At 67.1% G+C, this 21,661-nt stretch carries 12 protein-coding genes; 8 read left to right on the forward strand and 4 right to left on the reverse strand.

Annotated features, from left to right (window positions below; genetic code table 11):
* Window positions 1-35: 35 nt before the first annotated feature.
* Window positions 36-1,898: an RNA polymerase sigma factor RpoD gene (rpoD, locus tag AC1PLR_RS03395; protein WP_010340704.1), complete on the forward strand. Its 1,863-nt coding sequence runs from the start codon at window positions 36-38 to the stop codon at window positions 1,896-1,898.
* Between the two features lie 241 nt (window positions 1,899-2,139).
* On the opposite strand, the gene AC1PLR_RS03400 is transcribed toward rpoD, so the two are convergent.
* From AC1PLR_RS03400 to AC1PLR_RS03410, 3 genes are all read right to left on the reverse strand, one after another.
* On the reverse strand, window positions 2,140-3,426 hold the full coding sequence (locus AC1PLR_RS03400) for an AGE family epimerase/isomerase (protein ID WP_481102672.1): 1,287 nt from the start codon (window positions 3,424-3,426) through the stop codon (window positions 2,140-2,142).
* 89 nt (window positions 3,427-3,515) lie between these two features.
* Window positions 3,516-4,820: a sugar MFS transporter gene (locus AC1PLR_RS03405; RefSeq protein WP_481102673.1), complete on the reverse strand. Its 1,305-nt coding sequence runs from the start codon at window positions 4,818-4,820 to the stop codon at window positions 3,516-3,518.
* Entirely contained in the window at window positions 4,817-5,866 is a 1,050-nt protein-coding gene (locus tag AC1PLR_RS03410; RefSeq protein ID WP_150410424.1) for a LacI family DNA-binding transcriptional regulator, read from the reverse strand. Before AC1PLR_RS03410 ends, AC1PLR_RS03405 begins: the two co-directional genes overlap by 4 nt.
* Before the next feature lie 131 nt (window positions 5,867-5,997).
* Here AC1PLR_RS03410 and AC1PLR_RS03415 point away from each other — a divergent pair, with 131 nt between their 5' ends.
* The gene (locus tag AC1PLR_RS03415) at window positions 5,998-8,376 is read left to right on the forward strand and encodes a GH92 family glycosyl hydrolase (RefSeq protein WP_481102674.1); all 2,379 of its coding nucleotides are present in this window, start codon (window positions 5,998-6,000) and stop codon (window positions 8,374-8,376) included.
* Between the two features lie 376 nt (window positions 8,377-8,752).
* Here the strand turns inward: AC1PLR_RS03415 and AC1PLR_RS03420 are convergent, their stop codons facing one another.
* Window positions 8,753-9,799: a hypothetical protein gene (locus AC1PLR_RS03420; RefSeq protein WP_481102675.1), complete on the reverse strand. Its 1,047-nt coding sequence runs from the start codon at window positions 9,797-9,799 to the stop codon at window positions 8,753-8,755.
* A 500-nt stretch (window positions 9,800-10,299) separates the two neighbouring features.
* Here AC1PLR_RS03420 and AC1PLR_RS03425 point away from each other — a divergent pair, with 500 nt between their 5' ends.
* From AC1PLR_RS03425 to AC1PLR_RS03450, 6 genes are all read left to right on the forward strand, one after another.
* On the forward strand, window positions 10,300-13,461 hold the full coding sequence (locus tag AC1PLR_RS03425) for a maltotransferase domain-containing protein (RefSeq protein WP_481102676.1): 3,162 nt from the start codon (window positions 10,300-10,302) through the stop codon (window positions 13,459-13,461).
* Window positions 13,458-16,811 (forward strand): maltose alpha-D-glucosyltransferase, encoded by a 3,354-nt coding sequence (gene treS, locus AC1PLR_RS03430; RefSeq protein WP_481102677.1) that lies wholly within the window; start codon window positions 13,458-13,460, stop codon window positions 16,809-16,811. The genes AC1PLR_RS03425 and treS overlap by 4 nt, the downstream gene beginning before the upstream one ends.
* The gene (gene glgB, locus AC1PLR_RS03435; RefSeq protein WP_481102678.1) at window positions 16,808-18,991 is read left to right on the forward strand and encodes a 1,4-alpha-glucan branching protein GlgB; all 2,184 of its coding nucleotides are present in this window, start codon (window positions 16,808-16,810) and stop codon (window positions 18,989-18,991) included. The genes treS and glgB overlap by 4 nt, the downstream gene beginning before the upstream one ends.
* A 153-nt stretch (window positions 18,992-19,144) precedes the next feature.
* Window positions 19,145-19,747, forward strand: a complete 603-nt coding sequence (locus AC1PLR_RS03440; RefSeq protein WP_481102679.1) for a hypothetical protein — start codon at window positions 19,145-19,147, stop codon at window positions 19,745-19,747.
* A gap of 341 nt (window positions 19,748-20,088) precedes the next feature.
* The gene (locus AC1PLR_RS03445) at window positions 20,089-20,835 is read left to right on the forward strand and encodes a hypothetical protein (RefSeq protein WP_481102680.1); all 747 of its coding nucleotides are present in this window, start codon (window positions 20,089-20,091) and stop codon (window positions 20,833-20,835) included.
* 2 nt (window positions 20,836-20,837) lie between these two features.
* Entirely contained in the window at window positions 20,838-21,368 is a 531-nt protein-coding gene (locus AC1PLR_RS03450; protein ID WP_481102681.1) for a hypothetical protein, read from the forward strand.
* Window positions 21,369-21,661: the final 293 nt, after the last annotated feature.

Here is a 21,661-nt window from a genome sequence, read left to right on the forward strand (position 1 = left end):
ACTCATTCACCTACCTGCCGGTGGCGCGAGCACTCATGGCCAACGAACGTCCTGCCCAGCAATCCGACATCAAGCAACTGATCAGCAAGGGCCTGGAACAGGGCTATCTGACCTACGCGGAAGTCAACGACCATCTTCCCGACGATCTGGTCGACCCCGAACAGATCGAAGACATCATCGGCATGATCAACGGCATGGGCATCGATGTCCATGAAGTTGCGCCCGATGCCGAAACCCTGCTGCTCAACGACGGCAACACCGGCAACCGCGAAGTCGACGATACCGCGGCCGAAGAAGCCGCCGCGGCGCTGACCGCGCTCGACACCGAAGGCGGCCGTACCACCGACCCGGTGCGCATGTACATGCGCGAGATGGGCACAGTAGAACTGCTGACCCGTGAAGGCGAGATCGCCATCGCCAAGCGCATCGAGGAAGGCCTCGGCCAGGTGCAGGCCGCGCTGGGCGCGTTCCCGCTGGCGGTGGAGACCCTGCTCGAAGACTACGAACAGCACAAGGAAGGCAAGAAGCGCCTGGCCGAGATCGTGGTCGGCTTCAACGACCTGATCGAGGAAGAGCCGGCCCCGCCGGTCGCGGTGTCCGACGACGACAGCGCCACCGATGCCGATGCCGACGAGGATGACGACGAAGACGTCGACACCGCCGAAGAGGATGCCGGCCCGACCGGTCCGGATCCGGCCGAGGTCGCGCGGCGCATGGAAGTGCTGGCCACCGAATACGCCAAGTTCAAGAAGGCCCACGCCAAGAACGGCGCCGAGCACAAGCTGGTCACCAAGCTGCGCAACGACATCGCCGAGGTGTTCGTCACCCTGAAGCTGCCGCTGCCGCTGACCGACGTGCTGGTGCGCAAGCTGCGCGACACCATGGCCCAGGTCAAGGACCACGAGCGCCGCGTGCTGCACCTGGCCACCCACGTGGCACGCATGCCGCGCAAGGACTTCATCCGTTCCTGGGAAGGCAACCAGACCAACGTGGCCTGGGTCGACGACGCGCTCAAGCGCAAGCAGAAGTGGTCGTCGGCGCTGCGCGACGTCAAGGACCAGATCATCGCCGAGCAGGAAGCCACCGTGGCGGTGGAGCAGGCCACCTACCTGAGCCTGGCCGAGCTGAAGGAAATCAGCCGGGCCATGGCCTACGGCGAAGCCAAGGCGCGCAAGGCCAAGAAGGAAATGGTCGAGGCCAACCTGCGCCTTGTGATCTCGATCGCCAAGAAGTACACCAACCGCGGCCTGCAGTTCCTCGACCTGATCCAGGAAGGCAACATCGGCCTGATGAAGGCGGTGGACAAGTTCGAGTACCGTCGCGGCTACAAGTTCTCGACCTACGCCACCTGGTGGATCCGCCAGGCGATCACCCGCTCGATCGCCGACCAGGCGCGCACCATCCGCATCCCGGTGCACATGATCGAGACGATCAACAAGTTGAACCGCATTTCCCGGCAGATGCTCCAGCAGTACGGCCGCGAGGCCACCCCGGAGGAGCTGGCCAAGGAAATGGACATGCCCGAGGACAAGATCCGCAAGGTGATGAAGATCGCCAAGGAGCCGATCTCGATGGAAACCCCGATCGGCGACGACGAGGATTCGCATCTGGGCGACTTCATCGAGGACACCAACGTGGAGTCCCCGATCGAGAACACTACCAACATCAACCTGTCCGAGACCGTACGCGACGTGCTCGCCGGCCTCACCCCGCGGGAAGCCAAGGTGTTGCGCATGCGCTTCGGCATCGACATGAACACCGACCACACCCTCGAGGAAGTCGGCAAGCAGTTCGACGTGACCCGCGAGCGCATCCGTCAGATAGAGGCCAAGGCGCTGCGCAAGCTGCGTCACCCGAGCCGCTCGGAACAGCTGCGCAGCTTCCTCGACATCGACTGATCGAGCGCGGTTCGCGGCAACGAAAAAGCCCCGCCAGGTGCGGGGCTTTTTTGTGGGCGGAGGAGTGAGCCGTACCTTCCGCGTGAATGTTGCCATGCGACGCGCCGCCGCCCGGCCTTCGTAGGAGCGGCTTCAGCCGCGACCGGGCCTTCCCGGGAACGCCCGGTCGCGGCTGAAGCCGCTCCTACGACCGACACATAAGGGCGTCGAACCGCCGGCGCCCTTGCTTGCCGCGTCGGCGTTACGCGAACGCCCTGCTGCCGCGCATCACCGCCAGCACGTCGTGGCAGGCGCCCATGGTGTGGTAGTCGGTCTTGCCGGCCGGGCTCTTCTCGTCGCTGTAGCTGCGGTTGTCGCGGCTGAGGATGCGGAACCAGGCGCCGTAGCGGTGGTCGACCAGATGCTCCCAGGAATACGCCCACAGCGTGTCGTAGGCGGCGCGATACGTGGCGTCGCCGGTGGCGGCCAGCAGCCGCGAGGCCGCGGCGATGGCTTCGGCCTGCACCCAGAAGTACTTGTCGTCGTCGCAGAAGTAGGTCGGCGCCGCGGCCACGTCGGGCACGCCGACCACCGGCGCCTCTTCGGTACCGGAGGCGAAGCCGTAGACGATGCCGCCATGCTGCGCGTCCCAGCCGTGCGCCAGGGCGGTGTCGAACAGGTGCCGCGCGGTCGGCAGCAGCCACGCCGGCGCGGTGCCGGTGGCGGCCTGCAGATGCCCATGCAGCAGCACCAGCAGCTTGGACCACTCGACCTGGTGGCCGGGCTGGAAGCCCCACGGCCGGAACAGGTGCTTGGGATTGTCGCGGTTGTAGTCCCAGTCCACCTGCCAGTCGGCGTCGTAGTGCTCCCACACCAGGCCGCCGGCCAGTGCCGCCTGGCGGCGGGTGATGTGGTCGGCCAGCAGCAGCGCGCGCTGCAGGTAGCGCGGCTCGGCGCTGGCCTCGTAGGCGGCGATCAGCGCTTCGCACAGGTGCATGTTGGCGTTCTGGCCGCGGTAGCTGGAGAACGTCCACTCCGGGGTGGCCTCGTCGCGGTACAGGCCGGCGGCGGCGTCCCAGTAGCGGGTTTCCAGCAGTTGCCAGGTCTCGTCCATCCACGCGTCGGTGTCCAGGCCGGCCTTCTTCGCGGTGGCGTAGGCCAGCAGCACGAAGGCGGCGCCGTAGGCATGCTGGGTGCGGTCCTCGGCCACGCCGTCGCGCAGGGTCCACACGTAGCCGCCGCTGGCGCTATCGCGGTGCACCTCGCGCAGGTAGCGCAGGCCGTGGCGCGCGGCGTCCAGGTACTCGGCGGCCAGCACCGAGTCGGCGAACTCGATCGCGGCCATCGCGTAGTTGAAGACGAAGCGGGTGCTGCTGACCAGGTGGCGATGGCCGGCGTCGTACACGCTGCCGTCGTCGCGGAAGTAATGGAAGAAGCCGCCCGCCGGGTCGATCGCGCGCGGGTGGTAGAAGGCCATGGTGTCGGCAATGTGCGCGCGCAGGACGGCGGCGTCGGCGAAGTCGGGCAGGGGCGTGGCAGGCAGGTTCATGCGGTTGGCTGGCGAGCTGGGTGAGGGAAGGGAAGACAGCGGCGCACGGCGGCAGCGTGTGCGCCGCCGTGCCGGGAACGGATCACGGATCAGTGCATCACGCGCGCGGTCGGCGCGGCGGTGGGCGCGGCCGCCGTCAGCTCCGGCGACAGGCGCGAACCGCGCAAGCCGTACCAGACGATGTAGACGTAGCACAGCAGCGGGACCACGAAAGCATGCTGGATGCCGATCGCATCGGCCAGCAGGCCCTGCACCAGCGGCACGATGGCGCCGCCAACGATCGCCATGATCAGCAGGCTCGATGCCTTGCTGGTGAGCACGCCCAGGCGTTCGATGGCCACGGTGAAGATGGTCGGGAACATGATCGAATTGAACAGGCCGATGGCGATCACGCTCCACATCGCCACGTGGCCGGTGCTGACCATGGTCACGACCAGCAACAGTGCGGCGATGCCGGCGAACACCGCCAACAGCCGGCGCGCCGGGATGAACTGCAGCAGCGCGGCGCCAGCGAAGCGGCCGACCATCGCGCCGAACCAGTAGTACGACAGATGGTGCGTGGCGTCGGCTTCGTTGAGGCCGCCGGTGGTGGGGCCGGAAATGTAGTTGATCAGGAAGCTGCCGATCGCCACTTCCGCGCCCACGTACATGAAGATCGCCACCACGCCCCACAACAGGTGCGGGTGGCGCAGCGCGTCGGCGAAGCGGTGATGCGACTCGGCCCCGGTCTCCTTGTCCTCCCGCAGCGACGGCACCCGCATGACCAGCATGAACACCGCCAGCAACAGCAGGCCGCCGGCCAGCATCAGGTAGGGGATTTCCACCGTACGCGCCTGTTCGATGCGGTAGGCGGACAGCTGCGCGGGATTCATCGCCGCGATCTGGTCGGCGCCGAGCACCGCGCCGGCCAGGATCAGCGGGCCGATCAGCCACGGGAACACGGTGGTGCCCAGCGAGTTCAGCGCCTGGGCGAAGTTGAGCCGGCTCGGCGCCTTCTCCGGCGCGCCGATCAGGCTGATGTACGGATTGGCCGCCACCTGCAGCAGGGTGATGCCGCTGGCCAGTACGAACAGCGCGGTCAGGAACAGCGGATAGGAAGGCAGGCGCGCGGCCGGGTAGAACATCGCCGCGCCGATCGCCGCCACCACTAGGCCGATGACGATGCTGGCCTTGTAGCCGGTCCGCGACACCACCGCGCCGGCCGGCACCGACATCAGGAAGTAGGCGCCGAAGAAGGTGAACTGGATGAGCATCGACTGCGCGTAGTTCATCTGGAACACGGCTTTCAGATGCGGGATCAACACGTCGTTGAGGCTGGTCAGGCCGCCCCAGGTGAAGAAGATCATGCTGACCACCGCGATGGCGGCGGTGTTGGACAGCGGGCGACGGCTCATGCAGCGACTCCGGGAACGGGCGAGAGGGCGACCCGGCTGCTGGCGCGCAGGCACAGCCGGGCGGGGGCGATGGTAAGCGCAGGCAGGGCCTGGCGGTGGCGCAGCGCGTCCAGCACCAGGCGCGCGGCCTGCATGCCGCGCTCGCGCGGGGCGACGGCAACAGTGGACAGCGGCGGGGTGGCGACGGCGGCTTCGGGGATGTCGTCGAAGCCGATCAGCGCGTAGTCGCGGCCGGCGATGCGGCCACGTTCGGCCAGGCCGCTGGCCAGGCCCAGCGCGACCACGTCGTTGTAGCAGACCAGCGCGGTCGGCAGCGGGTCGCGCGCGCACAGCGCGCCGGCCTGGCGCGCGGCTTCCAGCCGGGTCGGCGCGCATTCGATCAGCCACGCCGGGTCGACCGCGATGCCGGCGGCGGCCAGCGCCTCGCGATAGCCGGCGCGGCGCTCGGCGCAGGAACTGGACTGGCGGTGGCCGCCGAAGAAGGCGATGGCACGATGGCCCTGCGCCAGCAGGTGTTCGGTGGCCAGGCGCGCGCCACGGCGGTTGTCCAGCGCCAGCAGCGGCCAGTCGCCGTCCAGCGCGCGGTTGAACAGCAGTACCGGCAGGCGTGGTCCCAGCAACTGGCGCAGCCGCGCCGCGTCGGTGTTCTCGGTGGGCGAGAGGATCATCGCCGCCGGGTGGTGCTCGATCAGCGAGGCCAGCACGGTCTGCTGGCGCTCCGGCGATTCGCCGGTGCTGCCCATCAGCATCACGTAGCCGGCCTCGGCCAGCGCCGCATCCACGCCACCGGCGAACTCGGCGAAGAACGGATTGGCCAGGTCGTTGACCACCAGCGCCACCGCATTGGACGCGCGGCCGCGCAGGCTGGCCGCGCCGCGATGGTAGACGTAGCCCTGGCGGGCGATTTCCGCCGCCACCCGCGCGCGCGTGTCGGCGTGCACCAGCGGGCTGTTGCGCAGCACCAGCGACACGGTCGCCCGCGACACGCCGCAGGCGGCGGCGATGTCGGACACGGTGACGCGTTTGTCGGCGGGAGACGGCGCCACGGCGCATTAGACCGGTTCAAAAGGTCGCTCATCCTGCGCCGTCGTGATCCGATCCGCATTTTGCAGTGCAGCAAGGCATTGCAGTGGCTTTGTGCTATCCGTTTGGATCGATTCGATACGGGGAGCCTGCCATGCGCAGCTCGAGGACGCTGGGCGGCGCTGCCGCGCTGCTGCTGGCCGCGCTGTGGCCGATCGCATCCGCCGTCGCAGCGGCGGGCGGTGACGCCGGCGAACGTGCGGTGGCCGCGGTGGACCCCTTCATCGGCACCGGCGGCGAGGGCCACACCTATCCCGGCGCCACGGTGCCGTTCGGCATGGTCCAGTTGAGCCCGGACACGCGCATCCAGCCGCGCAAGGACGCCTATGGCTGGGCGGCCGGCTACCGCTACGACGACCGCAGCCTGGTCGGCTTCTCGCATACGCATTTCTCCGGCACCGGCCACTCCGACCTGGGCGACGTGCTGTTGATGCCGATCAGCGGCGCGGTGCGGCTGGAGCGTGGCGACCCGGACACCCCCGGCAGCGGCTACAGCGCGCGCTTCCGCCACGACGACGAGCGCGCCGAGCCGGGCTACTACGCGGTGACCCTGGACGACTACAACGTGCGCGCCGAACTCACCGCCAGCGCCCGCGTCGGCGTGCATCGCTACACCTATCCGGCCGGCCAACCGGCGCACGTGCTGCTGGATCTGCGCACCAGCCTGTACGACTACCCGGGCAAGATCAGCTGGTCGCGGCTGCGCCTGCGCGCCGACGGCACCGTCACCGGCTTCCGCGAGACCCGCGGCTGGGCGCCGGGGCGGCAGCTGTACTTCGCCCTGCGCTTCTCGCAGCCGCTGCGCGGCCACGCCTTCCACAACACCGAGCAGGACATTCCCTACAAGGGTTTTCCGCCGCCGGGCGACAACGACCCCAGCCAACGCGCGCAGATCGAAGGCCGGCAACTGGTGGGATCGTTCGATTTCGGCGACGCCCTGCGCGGGCCGCTGCTGGTGAAGGTGGCGATCTCGCCGGTCAGCGAGGACAGCGCCATCGCCAATCTCGACGCCGAAGTGCCGGGCTGGGATTTCGATGGCGTGCGCCGCGCCGCACGTGCGCAATGGGCGCAGGCGCTGGGCGCGGTGGAGGTGGACGCGCCGCCCGCCCAGCGCACCCAGTTCTACACCGCGCTGTACCACAGCCTGCTCGGCCCGACCCTATTCATGGACAGCGACGGCCGCTATCGCGGGCCGGACAACGCCGTGCACCAGGCGCAGGGCTACACCCACTATTCGACGTTCTCGCTGTGGGACACCTACCGCGCGCTGCATCCGCTGCTGACCATCGTGCAGCCGCCGCAGCGTACCAACGACATCGTCAACTCGCTGCTCGCGCACCAGCGCGAAAGCCCCTACGGCGTGCTGCCGGTGTGGGCGTTCCACGGTCTGGAGACCTGGTGCATGATCGGCTACCACGCGGTGCCGGTGATCGCCGACGCGTACATGAAGGGCATCCGCGGCTACGACACCGACGCCGCGCTCAAGGCCATGGTGGCCAGCGCCGACTACGGCCCCTACGACGGCATCGCCCAGTACCGCGAACTGGGCTACGTGCCGATCGACGAGGAAGGCGAGGCCGCCTCCAAGACCCTGGAATACGCCTTCGACGACTGGACCATCGCGCAGATGGCGCAGGAGATGGGCCGCAGCGAGGTCGCCGCCACCTTCGCCAAGCGCGCCGGCAACTGGCGCAACGCCTTCGACCCGGACACCGGCTTCATGCGCGCACGCAAGCGCGACGGCCGCTTCCGCACCCCGTTCGATCCGGACGCCAGCGGCTACGGCACCGACTACACCGAAGGCAACGCCTGGCAGTACTCCTGGTACGTGCCGCAGGACGTGGCCGGCCTGGCGCGGGCGCATGGCGGCGACGACAGGCTGCTGGCGCGGCTGGACCAGGTGTTCGATGCCAAGGTCGATCCCAAGGTGTTCGCGCACATGGAGGACATCACCGGGCTGATCGGCTGGTATGCGCACGGCAACGAGCCCAGCCACCACGTCGCCTATCTGTATGCCTACGCCGGACAGCCGTGGCGCACCCAGGCGCGCCTGCAGCAGATCATGCGCAGCCAGTATGCGGCGCGGCCGGACGGGCTGGCCGGCAACGACGACATGGGGCAGATGTCGGCCTGGTACGTGTTCACCGCGTTGGGCTTCTACCCGGTGGCGCCGGCCAGCAACCAGTACATCCTTGGTCGCCCGTTCCTGCCGCGCGCCACCCTGGCGCTGCCCAACGGCAAGCGCTTCACGGTGATCGCCGACGGCCTGGACGACGCGCATCCCTATGTCGGCGGCGTCACGCTCAACGGTCGCCCATTGAACCGCGCATTCCTGCGCCACGAGGAACTCATGGCCGGCGGCGAACTGCGCTTCACCCTGCAGGCCACGCCCAACACCGCCTGGGCGGCGGCAGGCGCCGAGCGCGCCTATTCCATGAGCCCAGGTGGGGCGGATGCGCCGCAGGACCAATAGCACGGCCGTCCCGTGCGGCGGTCCTGAGCACGTGGCTGCGACGAATCGGTCGCGCCGCGACTCGCCACCGCCTTGTAGCGGTGCGAGGAACGCTGCATGAGGCGCGTCTAGACGGGCGTTGAGCGCCTGGCCCGTGATCAGCCCGGACCAAGCGCGTGCCTTGTCGCGGCACGTGACAGCGTGATGTCCAGTGTCGTTTCAATGGAAACGGCCCGTCCCGGGATAATTCTCCGAATCTTTGATGCCCTTGCGCGTGCCGCTGGAATGCCGTTCGTTCGATTTCGGCACTCGTCCAAGCCGAAAGCCAAGTCTCCGCGCGCGGTGGAGATGACGTCGGCAGTTGCTCCAATGCGAATGGAAACGCTGTCGGAGGTCGCTAGATGCACCCGAGCAGCCCGGCCCTTCCTTTAAAGAAGCCTTTAGGCGAAAGCGTGACCTTCACGGTCTGGCCAGGGGTCTTGATTTCGACGAATTTCTCGAGGACATCATTGAATCTGGATGTGAAATTCTCGGTCTGATAGTAGGTGGTCACCGTAGGCCGGCCATCGACGCCTTCCAGGCTGGTGCCCAGGTTCTTGGTTGTGCTCCCCTGGACATCCAGCGCCATCGTCGCCAGGAGGTAGTAGTTTCCTGGCTTGAGGTTGGAGAATTGAAATTGTCCCTTGTCGTTGGTCATGCCATCGACGCGGACCTGCAGGGCCATTGGCGAGACTTTGAGGGTGTCGCGCCCCTGCTTCATATTCGACGAAAGCGCAATTGCTTCCTTGAGGTAGGGGGTAACCGGAAATAGGGAGATGGATTGATTGCGCGCCAGATAAGTGCCTCCGCCGTTCTCCACGTGATGCACCGCGCAGGCCGTGCCCTTGATGGCGGAGGTGCCCGGCTCGAGCGCGGCCTGAGCAGCGCCAAGGTCGAAGACCGATCGGGGTTCCAGCACATTCAGCTTGCCGGATGCCGATGCCGTGGACTTCGCGGTCCCTTCGTTCCTGCCGTCGCCGGTGTCTAGTCTTACCTTCGCCAACATCCCGCACATGGCGCTGCGCATGTCCTCCGGCTTGGCTTGCATGCCGGGCGGTAATACGGCGATGAGCGTCAATGTATTGAGGTTCCGGTCCGCCGTGGCAACTACATCAAAGCTGCGGGAGTTGCTCGTGGCGTCCTGGGAAAACGTGAGTTCCGTCTTCCCGCCTTCGCTCTTCTGTTCGCCAATGGTGAATCCTTCTTGCTTGGCGACCTGACGGATTTGCGCGATGGCATCGAGTGGTTCCAACTTTTCCGACGTTTTCCATGCGCTGAACATCAAGATCTCCGACGAGGAGCTCATGTTGAAGTTCTCTTCGCAGGAGGCTGCACTGGCCATTGGCGCATGACATGCCAGCAAGGCGCCGAACGCCAAAAAACAAACGAGTTTCGAAAATCGCATTGCGCTCTCCATGCCTGATGAGCTCCGAGTCCTTGTGGATTGTAGTTGATGCCAATTGCTTAGTGACGGCGGGAGCCTTGCGTCGGTACCAGGGCTGCCTCACCGTTCGAGCCGCCGCGGCATCCCCCCGATCTGCGGTACGGCGTGTAATAGAAGTGTGAATTCACGATGAAGTTAAGACGCACTGCCGTGGCGACAGTCTCATTGCTCCCTGAAACGCCATGGTGGCGGTGCGTTGGCGCCATTCCATTCCGCGCGCGGGCGCGCCCCGTATGCGCTGACTTAATGCCATGAACACGTTTTATTGGCATCCCCTGTGGTCTTGTGACGTTGCCGCGTGCCGCCGAGGGTCATGGTCGCTTCGGCGCCTGATCCGATAGCGAACGCGGCGTATTGCAGTCGCACCCGTTTGCGCCTAGTGACACGGCTGATCCGGGTTGCCGATGCTGCCGCTGCGGTCTGGATCGCGTACTCCTCACCACGCCGAACGGGATATACGAATGCATGTCTGCCTGCTGTCCCTCTTTCCTCCTCACGATGCGGCCGCGCTGGACGCGGCCATGGCGGCGGCGCAGGCACAGGGCTGCGATCACATCGTCTTGCCCAATCCGTTCGCACAGGATGCGCAAGGCCGTCTTCACGACCCCGCAGCCGACGACGCGGCGGGCCAGACACAGTTGCGCCACTGGCTGCAGCGGGCCGAGCAGCACGGGCTGCGCGTGCTGCTGGATCTGCGCATCGACGAGATCGGCGGCGGCAGCCGCCTGCTGCAGGAACACCCGCACTGGTTCCGCGCACGCAGCTCGGCGCTGCCGGATCCGCGCGCCGAACGCGCCGCGCCGGACATCGCGGTGGGCCGCTTCGCCTCCGCCGAAGAAGGGGCGGGCCTGGCGCAGTGGTGGAGTGCGCGCCTGGTCGACTGGCTGCGCAGCGGCGTGGCGGGCTTCCGCGTGCTGCAGCCAGAGCGCATTCCGGCGCCGTTGTGGCGCACGCTGATCGAGGGGGTCCACGCACAGGCACCGCAGGCGCGGCTGCTGGCCTGGACGCCCGGGTTGGGCCTGGATGCCTTGCGCGGCCTGGCCGGCGCCGGCTTCGATGCCGCGTTCTCTTCGCTGGCCTGGTGGGACGGCCGCGGCGACTGGTTCTTCGACGAGGACAGCGCCCTGCGTGCGCTGGCGCGTTGCGTGGTCGCCACCGTCGACGCCGAGACGGCCTCGCATACGCCGCTGCCCTTGCCACGCGCGCAGCGGCAGCGCCTGGCCGCGGCGTTCGGTGGGGCCTGGGCGATCGCCGCGCAGGACACATTGACGGAACACGGGCAGCCCACGTCTGCGCAGCACGGATCCTCCGAGAGCGATGCGTCCGCGCCGGCTGAATCGCTACCCGACGCCACCGCGTCGCTGCGCCTGCGTCCGCTGCTGCGCGATGGCGCGCTCACCGCGGTGGCGGTGGAACCGCTGGACGCCGCGCCATGGCTGGTGCTGCTCAACAGCGACCGCGACCACCTGCTGCCGGTACCGGGGCCGGCGCTGCTGCGCCTGCTCGGCGACAGCGAGGGCCTGCTCAGCGACCATGGCGAGCCGATCCAGGGCGAGCAGGGCGGCACCCTGGAAGCGGGCGAGGTGCGCATCTATCGCAGCCTGCCGGCGCGCCCGGTGCTGACCGCCGCGCGTGCACGCACCCCGGCCGAGGTCGCCGCCGGTGAGGCGCGGGTGTGCATCGAGGCGGTGACGCCATCGGTCGACGACGGGCGCTTCCCGGTCAAACGCACGGTCGGCGACCGCGTGTGCGTGGAAGCCGATGCGTTCTGCGACGGCCACGACCGCATCGCCGTGGCGCTGTTGTGGCGCGCCGCCGACGCGCGTACCTGGTCGAGCGCGCCGATGCGTGCCCTAGGCAACGACCGCTGGCGCGGCGAGTTCCCGCTACAGCGCATGGGCCGCTACGAGTTCCGCATCGAGGCCTGGCGCGATGTGTACGCCACCACCCATGCCGACCTGGAAAAGAAGCGCGCCGCCGGCACGCTGCTGCCGGTGGACGTGCAGGAGGCGCTGGCCCAGGTCGAGGCGGCGCGCGCCCGCAGCCGTGGTGCACTGGCAACGCGCTTGAAAGCCATCGCCACCCGCATCGCCCGCACCGACGACCTGGCCGAAAAGGCGCAGCTGCTGCTCGAACCCGACACCGCCGATGCGATGGCGCGTGCCGACGCCAAGCCGTTCCGCACCGAATATCCGATGACCTTCCGGGTCGAGGCCGAACGCCGCGCCGCGCACTTCGCCAGTTGGTACGAACTGTTCCCGCGCTCGCAGAGCGGCGATCTGCAGCGCCACGGCACCTTCGACGACGTGATCGCACGGCTGCCGCACATCCAGGCGATGGGCTTCGACGTGCTGTACATGCCGCCGATCCATCCCATCGGCGAGAAGAACCGCAAGGGCCGCAACAACGCGGTGACCGCCGAGCCGGGCGAACCCGGCAGCCCGTATGCGATCGGCTCCGCCGAAGGTGGACATACCGAGGTGCATCCCGAGCTGGGCGGGCTCGACGGTTTCCGCCGCCTGCGTGCCGCCGCGGCCGAGCATGGCCTGGAGCTGGCCCTGGATTTCGCCATCCAGTGCGCCCCGGACCATCCGTGGCTGCGCGACCACCCGGACTGGTTCACCTGGCGCGCCGACGGTTCCATCCCGTATGCGGAGAACCCGCCGAAGAAATACCAGGACATCGTCAACGTCGACTTCTACGCCAGCGGCGCGGTGCCGGCGCTGTGGAACGCACTGCGCGATGCGGTGCTGTTCTGGGTCAACGAAGGCGTCACTCTGTTCCGCGTCGACAACCCGCACACCAAGCCGTTCCCGTTCTGGGAATGGCTGATCGCCGAAGTGCGCGGGCGCCATCCGCAGGTGGTGTTCCTGTCCGAGGCCTTCACCCGGCCCAAGCCGATGTACCGGCTGGCCAAGGTCGGCTTCTCGCAGTCCTACACCTACTTCACCTGGCGCCAGCACAAGGCCGAACTGCAGGCCTACATCGAGGAGCTCAACAGCGGTGCGCCCAGAGAGTGCTTCCGCCCGCACTTCTTCGTCAACACGCCGGACATCAATCCGCTGTTCCTGCAGCACAGCGGCCGCAGCGGGCACCTGATCCGCGCCGCGCTGGCGACCACGCTTTCCGGGCTGTGGGGCATGTACCAGGGCTTCGAACTGTGCGAGGCCACGCCGCTGCCGGGCAAGGAGGAATACCTCGATTCGGAGAAGTACCAGTTGCGGGTGTGGCCCGAGCGCGCACCGGGCGACATCGTCGAGGAGATCACCCGCCTCAACCTGCTGCGCCGCCAGCATCCGGAACTGCAGTCGCACCTGGGCACGCGCTTCTACGTCGCGCACAACGAGCAGGTGCTGTACTTCGGCAAGTTCCTCGATGAAGCGCATCTGGCGCGCGGGCGCAGCCTGGTGCTGGTGGCGGTGAGCCTGGATCCGCATGCGGCGCAGAACGCGCAGATCGAAGTGCCGCTGTGGGAGCTGGGCCTGCCCGACCATGCCAGCGTCGCCGTGCGCGACCTGTGGGACGGCCACGACTTCACCTGGTACGGCAAGACCCAACACATCCGCCTCGATCCGTCGCGGCCGTTCTCCCTGTGGCGCATCCGCGCCGGAGTTCCTGCATGAATGTCGCCGCGCCGTCGTCTCCCCACCTCGAGCCGCGCGCACCGGCCGGCGATGCGCGCTGGTACAAGGACGCGATCATCTACCAGGTGCACGTCAAGTCGTTCTTCGACTCCAACGACGACGGCATCGGCGACTTCCCCGGGCTGATTTCCAAGCTCGACTACATCGCCGACCTGGGCGTGGACACGATCTGGCTGCTGCCGTTCTACCCCAGCCCGCGCCGCGATGACGGCTATGACATCGCCGAGTACATGGCGGTGCATCCGGACTACGGCAGCATCGCCGACTTCCAGCGTTTCGTGGAGCAGGCGCACGCGCGCGGCATCCGCATCGTCACCGAGCTGGTGATCAACCACACCTCCGACCAGCATCCCTGGTTCCAGCGCGCGCGCATGGCCCCGGCCGGCTCGCCGGAGCGCGCGTTCTACGTGTGGTCCGACAGCGACCAGGACTACGCCGGCACTCGCATCATCTTCTGCGACACCGAAAAGTCCAACTGGACCTGGGACCCGGAAGCCGGCCAGTACTTCTGGCACCGCTTCTACTCGCACCAGCCGGACCTGAACTTCGACAACCCGGCGGTCATGGAAGCCGTGCTGGAAGTGATGCGCTTCTGGCTGGACCTGGGCGTCGATGGCCTGCGGCTGGACGCGGTGCCGTACCTGATCGAGCGCGAGGGTACCTCCAACGAGAATCTGCCCGAGACTCACGCCATCCTGCGTCGCATCCGCGCCACGCTCGATGCCGAATACCCGGACCGCATGCTGCTGGCCGAGGCCAACATGTGGCCGGAAGACACCCAGCAATACTTCGGCGAGAACGCCGACGAATGCCACATGGCGTTCCACTTCCCGCTGATGCCGCGCATGTACATGGCGATCGCCCGCGAAGACCGCTTCCCGATCACCGACATCATGCGCCAGACCCCGGAGATCCCGGAGAGCTGCCAGTGGGCGATCTTCCTGCGCAACCACGACGAGTTGACCCTGGAGATGGTCACCGACTCCGAGCGCGATTACCTGTGGCAGACCTACGCCGCCGACCGCCGCGCGCGCATCAACCTCGGTATCCGCCGGCGCCTGGCACCGCTGCTTGAGCGCGACCGCCGCCGCATCGAACTGATGACCTCGCTGCTGCTGACCATGCCCGGCACGCCGGTGCTGTACTACGGCGACGAGATCGGCATGGGCGACAACATCCATCTCGGCGACCGCGATGGCGTGCGCACGCCGATGCAATGGTCGATCGACCGCAACGGCGGCTTCTCGCGTGCCGATCCCGCCGCGCTGGTGCTGCCGCCGATCATGGATCCGCTGTACGGCTTCCAGGCGGTCAACGTGGAGGCACAGCAGCGCGACCAGTACTCGCTGCTGACCTGGACCCGCCGCGTGTTGTCGGTGCGCAAGCGCTACCGTGCGTTCGGCCGCGGCGCGCTGCGCTTCCTGTATCCGGGCAACCGCCGCCTGCTCGCCTACCTGCGCTGCCACGAGGACGAGACCGTGCTGTGCGTGGCCAACCTCTCACACACGCTGCAGGCGGTGGAGCTGGACCTGTCCGAATTCGAGGGCCGGGTGCCGGTGGACATCCTCGGCGGCGGCAGCTTCCCGCCGATCGGGCGCCTGACCTACCTGCTCACCGTGCCGGCGTTCGGTTTCTACGCCTTCCAACTGGTCGGCAACGCCACCCTGCCGGACTGGCACGTGCCGGCGCCGGTGCCGCTGCCGGATTACCAGACCCTGGTGCTGCGCAGCACGGTCGACAGCGCCGGCCTGCAGGCGCACCTGCCGACGCTGGAGCGCGACATCCTGCCGACGTGGCTGTCCACGCGGCGCTGGTTCGCGGCCAAGGACCGCGCGCTGCGCAGCGTGCGCATCGCCCGGCGCACGCCGCTGTCCGGCGGCGACGGCCTGACCCTGCTGGAGATCGAGGCGGAGCTGGACGACGGCGCCCACGAGCGCTACATCCTGCCGCTGGGCATCGTCTGGGAGCGCGAGCAGCCGAGCGTACTGGCCGAGCAACTGGCGCTGGCGCGCGTGCGCCACGGCCGCGAGGTCGGCTACCTGACTGACGCCTTCGCGCTGAAGCCCTTTACCCTGAGCATGCTCGCCGCATTGCGCGACAAGGCGGAACTGCGCGTGGACGGCGACGCCGGCAACGAGACAGCCGCCGAGCGCATTCGTTTTTGTCCCACCGCGGCACTGCAGCGCGTGGACATCCCCGCCGATCCGGAGATCCGCTGGCTGTCGGCGGAGCAGAGCAACAGCTCGCTGATCGTCGGCGACGCGGCGGTGTTCAAGCTGCTGCGGCGCGTGTCGGCCGGCATCAATCCGGAGATCGAGATCGGCGAGCGCCTCACCGCGTTGGGCTACGCCAACGCCGCGCCACTGCTGGGCCATGTCGCGCGCGTCGAGGCCGACGGCAGCGAGACCACGCTCGCCTTGCTGCAGGGCTTCGTGCGCAACCAGGGCGATGCCTGGCGCTGGACCCTGGATCACCTGTCGCGTAGCGCCGAGGAATACGACGCGGCACAGGACGATGCCGCGCGGCTGGAGATCGTGGCGAGCTACGACGCCTTTGCGGCGATCGTGGGACGGCGCCTGGCGGAACTGCATGCCTTGCTGGCGCAGCCCACCGATGCACCGGCCTTCGTGCCGCAGAGCGTGGATGTGACCGCCGCGCAGCAGGTGGTGGACGGCGTGGTGCACGAAGTGCAGGCCATGTGGGACACGCTGCTGGCGCACCGCGATGCCAACGACGACCCGGCTGAACACGCCGCGGTCGATAGCCTGCTGGCCGAACGCGCGCGCCTGGATGCCTGGTTGCAGCAGGCGCCGTCGCTGTTGTCCGGTGCGCTGCTGACCCGCGTGCACGGCGATTTCCACCTCGGCCAAATCCTGGTCGCATTCGACGACGTGGTGCTGATCGACTTCGAAGGCGAGCCGGCCAAGTCGCTGGACGAACGCCGCGCCAAGGCGAGCCCGCTGCACGACGTGGCCGGCTTCCTGCGCTCGCTGGACTACGCCAGCGAAGTGTCCGCACGCGGCGAGGAAGGCACCGCGGCGCGTGTGGGCGCGGGTTTGGATACCGCGCAGGAGGCATACCTGGCCGCGTTCCGCAGCCGCGCCAGCGCCGCCTTCCTGGCCGCCTACCGCGCCGTGCTCGATGCCAGTCCGCACCCGTGGGTGGCGCCGGCCGCGTTCGAGGCCACCACCTTGCTGTTCCTGATCGAGAAGGCCTGCTACGAAATTCGCTACGAGGCCGCCAACCGCCCGGCATGGATCATGGTGCCCATACAGGGACTGTTGCGCATACTCGACCGCTTTCCCGCGCCCCAGGAGTCGATTCGATGAGTGATGCCGTCCACGTCTGGGACGACGCGACGCAACGCGCCTTCGCCACTGCCCGCCACGGCGACCCGTTCGCCGTGCTGGGCGTGCATCGCCTCGGCAATGCGCGGGTGCTGCGCAGCTACCAGCCGGGCGCCGATGCGGTGCTGGCGGTGCTGGAGGACGGCAGCGAAGTGCCGCTGCAGCAGGGCCCGGAAGGCTTCTTCCACGCCGAACTGCCGGGTGAGGGCCGTTACCGCCTGCGCATCCGCTGGCCCGGCGGCGAGCAGGACACCGCCGACGCCTATGCCTTCGGCCCGCAGCTGAGCGACTTCGACCTGCACCTGATCGGCGAAGGCCACCACCTGCACCTGGCCGACGCGCTGGGCGCCAACGTGGTCGAGGTCGACGGCGAGCAGGGCACCCGCTTCGCGGTATGGGCGCCCAACGCCTCGCGCGTGGCGGTGGTCGGCGACTTCAACAGCTGGGATGCGCGCCGCCACCCGATGCGCCTGCGCCACCAGGCCGGCGTGTGGGAACTGTTCGTGCCCGGCATCGGCCCCGGCGCGCGCTACAAATTCGCCCTGCGCGGCCCGCGCGGTGAAGAACTGCCGGCCAAGGCCGACCCCGTCGCGCGCCAGGCCGAACTGGCGCCCGGCACCGCGTCCATCGTCGCCGACCCCGCGCCGTTCCAGTGGCGCGACGACGCCTGGATGGCCACGCGCGCGCGCCGCCACGCCCCGCAGGCGCCGATCAGCGTGTACGAAGTGCATGCCGGCTCGTGGATGCACGCCGCCGACGGCAGCATGCTCGACTGGGACGCGCTGGCCGAGCGGCTGATTCCTTACGTGGCCGACATGGGCTTCACCCACATCGAACTGCTGCCGGTCACAGAGCATCCGTTCGGCGGCTCCTGGGGCTACCAGCCGCTGGGCCTGTTCGCGCCCACCGCGCGCTTCGGCAGTCCGGAAGGCTTCGCCCGCTTCGTCGACCGCTGCCACCGCGAGGACATCGGCGTCATCGTCGACTGGGTGCCGGCACATTTCCCCACCGACGCGCACGGCCTGGCCCACTTCGACGGCACCGCCCTGTACGAACACGCCGACCCGCGTGAAGGCTTCCACCGCGACTGGAACACGCTCATCTACAACCACGGCCGTCGCGAAGTTTCCGGCTTCCTGATCGCCAGCGCGCTGGAGTTCCTGCAGCGCTACCACGTCGACGGCCTGCGCGTGGACGCCGTCGCCTCCATGCTCTACCGCGACTACAGCCGCAACGCCGGCGAGTGGGTGCCCAACATCCACGGCGGCCGCGAGAACTACGAGAGCATCGCCTTCCTGCGCCGGCTCAACCAGGTGGTGGCCGAGCACGCACCCGGCGCCATGACCATCGCCGAAGAATCCACCGCCTGGCCCGGTGTCACCGCCGACCTCGCCCACGGCGGCCTGGGCTTCGACTACAAGTGGAACATGGGCTGGATGCACGACAGCCTGCACTACATCGAACTGGACCCGATCTACCGCCGCTACCACCACGGCGAGATGACCTTCAGCATGGTCTACGCGTATTCCGAGCGTTTCATGCTGCCCATCTCCCACGACGAAGTGGTGCACGGCAAGCGCTCCCTGCTCGGACGCATGCCCGGCGACGACTGGCAGCGCTTCGCCAACCTGCGCGCCTATCTCGGCTACATGTACACCCACCCCGGGCGCAAACTGCTGTTCATGGGCTGCGAGATCGCCCAGCCCACCGAGTGGAACCACGACGCCGTGTTGCCCTGGCACCTGCTCGACCAGCCCAACCACCGCGGCATCCAGCGCCTGGTCCGCGACCTCAACCGCCTCTACGCCGAACACCCCGCACTGCACGCCCGCGACGACGAACCCGAAGGCTTCGCCTGGGTCATCGGCGACGACGCCGGCAACAGCCTGTTCGCCTACCTGCGCAAGGCCCGCAGCGGCGATACCCCGCTGCTGGTGGTGGCCAACCTCACCCCGCAGGTGCAGCACGGCTACCGGATCGGCGTGCCGCGTGGCGGCCGCTGGCGCGAACTGCTGAACTCGGACAGTGAGATCTACGGCGGCAGCAACACCGGCAATGGTGGGAGCGTGCGGGCCGAGAACGTCGGTGCGCATGGGCATCCGGCGTCGCTGACGTTGACCATTCCGCCGCTGGCGGTGCTGGTGCTGGGGTTGGAGGATTGAGGGCAGGGCGGCTGCGTGCTTAGCTACGTCGCGTGCGCGGCCAGCGGTGCCGCGTATCGGCCCCACTACGAGATGTGCCCCTGATCGGTCCTCCTCGTTGAGCGGTGTTGCAAGCCGATGCATGCTTGGCACTTGAGCCAAGGACGAGAGCGCATGCCAGCACCTGAACTTTGTATCCCAGTTGTGTGGACGCTCTGCGAGCGGCCGGAGGCCTGGTCGGTATGGGCCGCTTTCCTTCAGGCGTTGCTTGCTGGGGCGGCCATCTTTTTCGCAGCCCGTCTCGCCACACGCCAAGAGCGGCGCGCGGTCGCCCGTCGAACAGAGGTGTTCCTAGAGCGCATTAAGCAGGCTGCGACGCAAGCCGGGCGAATAAAGACCTTCTTCGGCATAGTGCCCAACGAGGAGCCACGTGATCTTGTGTATGGTGCCCAGCGTAAGCTTTTCGAACAATTCGCTCAGTCCTTGCGCGCCGTGCCATTGGAGAACGTAGTGGACTCGCGTTTGCTTATGCCACTTCACAACGCCGCCACCTCCTGCGAGATCGTCGCCGAGCTTCTTGGTAACGAACCTCCGCGAAATGGGTCGGCTGAATTGAAGGTTTGGTTCAAGAAACTTGGCGAGGCGCAATTTCAGCTCTTCGAGTGCTACAACACCGCATACGCGGTTCACGTGGAATTCGCTTATGAGAGTTTCGCCCATAAGGCTGCTAGGAGATTCCTGAGATGGAAGATCAGTCGATCGCGCAAAAAAAACTAGGCTATTCTCAGCGCCCTTGATGCCCCAAATGACCCCGCTGACGCCGGGGGCGGAATCTTCCGATGCATCATTGAGCCGGTCGCTGATATCGCCAGACCGGCGCCGGCGCGATACTGGCCATGCCGGACACGGGATCAAGGTGGCCGTTCAACACGCGAGCCTTGAGCAAGCCTCGCCGGTATCTAGCGGCCGAATTCGTAGACAGCTCCCGGCGCTATTAAGCTCCAAACTCGCTAGCGTCGTCGTTGCCAGGGCGGAGGACGTGCGTCTGAGCTCCCATCATGGCAAGCTTGTAGTGAACGCGCGAGCGGTTTCGGGTGCTCGAGCTCAGGGAGCAGAGAATGGTTGCCACGCCAAGATGGACCTACATGCTGCGGATCCCAGGTGGCAGTCCTGCGACCTTGCCGATGGATAGGCTTGCTGACTATCTGAAGGAGTTCGCCGAGTTGCTCGGGCTAGAGAACAAGCCTGTGTTTGTTGGAATCAAGAACGCCAGCATTGGTCTTAAAAGCAAAGTTCCGGCGCGGCGGCGTGAGCGCGCTTGGAAGCGCATTCAGGAGGCTAAGTACAAGCCCGCGAGCCGGCCGGGGAGACACCTTAAGAGCATCGAAAGCATGCTCGGGCGTGATGGTTTCAGAACAGCAGAGCTGAGGGACAATACTGACAAAGTGCTTTGCTTGTTCCGCTCTGAGGAGCAGTTGTCCATGCACACTATTTCGATAAAGAAGCGTGGCGATGTCGACGGCGTTGTCACTGGCCTTCGGGGTGCTGACGATACGATGCACTTGTACTTGCGCGACCAGCTCAGCCGCGACCACAGCCTAGTGGTGCGTGACGAGACGCTCGCGCGAGATTTGCTGCGCCACTTTCGCACGGGGCTTGTGCGCCTTCGCGTTCATGGCAGTTGGCAACGTACTGAAGACGGCTGGGTTCCCGAGAGTGGCAAGTGCGTGGTGGATGGTTACGACGAGCTCGACCAGACGCCAGCGGCGGAAGTGATGGCGAGCTTGATAGCTATTCCAGGCAACGGTTGGGTCGATGTGGAAGATCCAGAAGCGGTGTGGCGCGAGCTCCGGGGAGTTGAATGAACATGGATGTGATTCCGTTGTTTGTCGCGCTTGACTGTAACGCGTTGACTTGCCTCACCGGTCCTGATGGTGATGACAAGATCCGGCTCAATCATCTGCTTGAGGAAATTGACAAGCGGAGGGGCAAGGTGATCATCCCAACCCCCGCTATCGCTGAGTATTTGGTTAAGGCAGATCAAGCTGCCCTTGAGTTTGTTGGTGCGCTCGACAGGCGCGCTTGTATAAAGATGGCTGATTTCGATTTAGCAGCTGCTTTTGAAGCGGCGCAGATGGATGCGGCATCCCTGTGGCGCGGTGACAAAAAGGATGGCAGCAGCGAAGCCTGGCAGCGAGTGAAGATCGACAGGCAGATAGTTGCGATTGCCAAAGCAAACGGTGCGAAGCTCATCGTTTCGAACGACAAGGGGGTGTGCACCTGCGCGGCTCGAGTTGGTCTCAAGGGACTTCGGATCGACGAACTAGCTTTCCCAGATGCCGCGCGGCAGCGGACACTGCAGATTGACGGGAGCGTAGCAACACAAGCCGCCACCTGAACTGCGGTCTCCTGTTGCTGCACATCGCATCCAAAAATCTTCAGGCGCGCATCTCGGCCGGTAGGACGGCGGCCGGTAGCGTGCCGGCCATGCGCCACGACCTGCCGCTCGGCTTGGCCGGGGATCCCACGGTCCAGTGGGCTAGGAACTGGCTCAAGTGTTTGTACAAAATTGTGGCCAGCGTGAGCGAAACCGGGGTCCGCGGGATCTGGATCGCGAACGTGATCGGCACCGAGAGGGCGCTGTCTCATGCCCCTACGCATATTTGCAGCGACGCGTGGTGATGCGCTCTG

This window comes from Xanthomonas sp. NCPPB 3570 (assembly GCF_056725115.1).

What these genes read in the sequence shown, in the direction of transcription:
- rpoD (WP_010340704.1), top strand. Translation starts at nt 36, where the DNA reads ATGGCCAACGAACGTCCTGCCCAGCAATCCGACATCAAGCAACTGATC.
- AC1PLR_RS03425 (WP_481102676.1), top strand. Translation starts at nt 10,300, where the DNA reads ATGCATGTCTGCCTGCTGTCCCTCTTTCCTCCTCACGATGCGGCCGCG.
- AC1PLR_RS03405 (WP_481102673.1), bottom strand. Translation starts at nt 4,820, where the DNA reads ATGAGCCGTCGCCCGCTGTCCAACACCGCCGCCATCGCGGTGGTCAGC.
- treS (WP_481102677.1), top strand. Translation starts at nt 13,458, where the DNA reads ATGAATGTCGCCGCGCCGTCGTCTCCCCACCTCGAGCCGCGCGCACCG.
- AC1PLR_RS03400 (WP_481102672.1), bottom strand. Translation starts at nt 3,426, where the DNA reads ATGAACCTGCCTGCCACGCCCCTGCCCGACTTCGCCGACGCCGCCGTC.
- AC1PLR_RS03415 (WP_481102674.1), top strand. Translation starts at nt 5,998, where the DNA reads ATGCGCAGCTCGAGGACGCTGGGCGGCGCTGCCGCGCTGCTGCTGGCC.
- AC1PLR_RS03440 (WP_481102679.1), top strand. Translation starts at nt 19,145, where the DNA reads ATGCCAGCACCTGAACTTTGTATCCCAGTTGTGTGGACGCTCTGCGAG.
- glgB (WP_481102678.1), top strand. Translation starts at nt 16,808, where the DNA reads ATGAGTGATGCCGTCCACGTCTGGGACGACGCGACGCAACGCGCCTTC.
- AC1PLR_RS03445 (WP_481102680.1), top strand. Translation starts at nt 20,089, where the DNA reads ATGGTTGCCACGCCAAGATGGACCTACATGCTGCGGATCCCAGGTGGC.
- AC1PLR_RS03450 (WP_481102681.1), top strand. Translation starts at nt 20,838, where the DNA reads ATGGATGTGATTCCGTTGTTTGTCGCGCTTGACTGTAACGCGTTGACT.
- AC1PLR_RS03420 (WP_481102675.1), bottom strand. Translation starts at nt 9,799, where the DNA reads ATGCGATTTTCGAAACTCGTTTGTTTTTTGGCGTTCGGCGCCTTGCTG.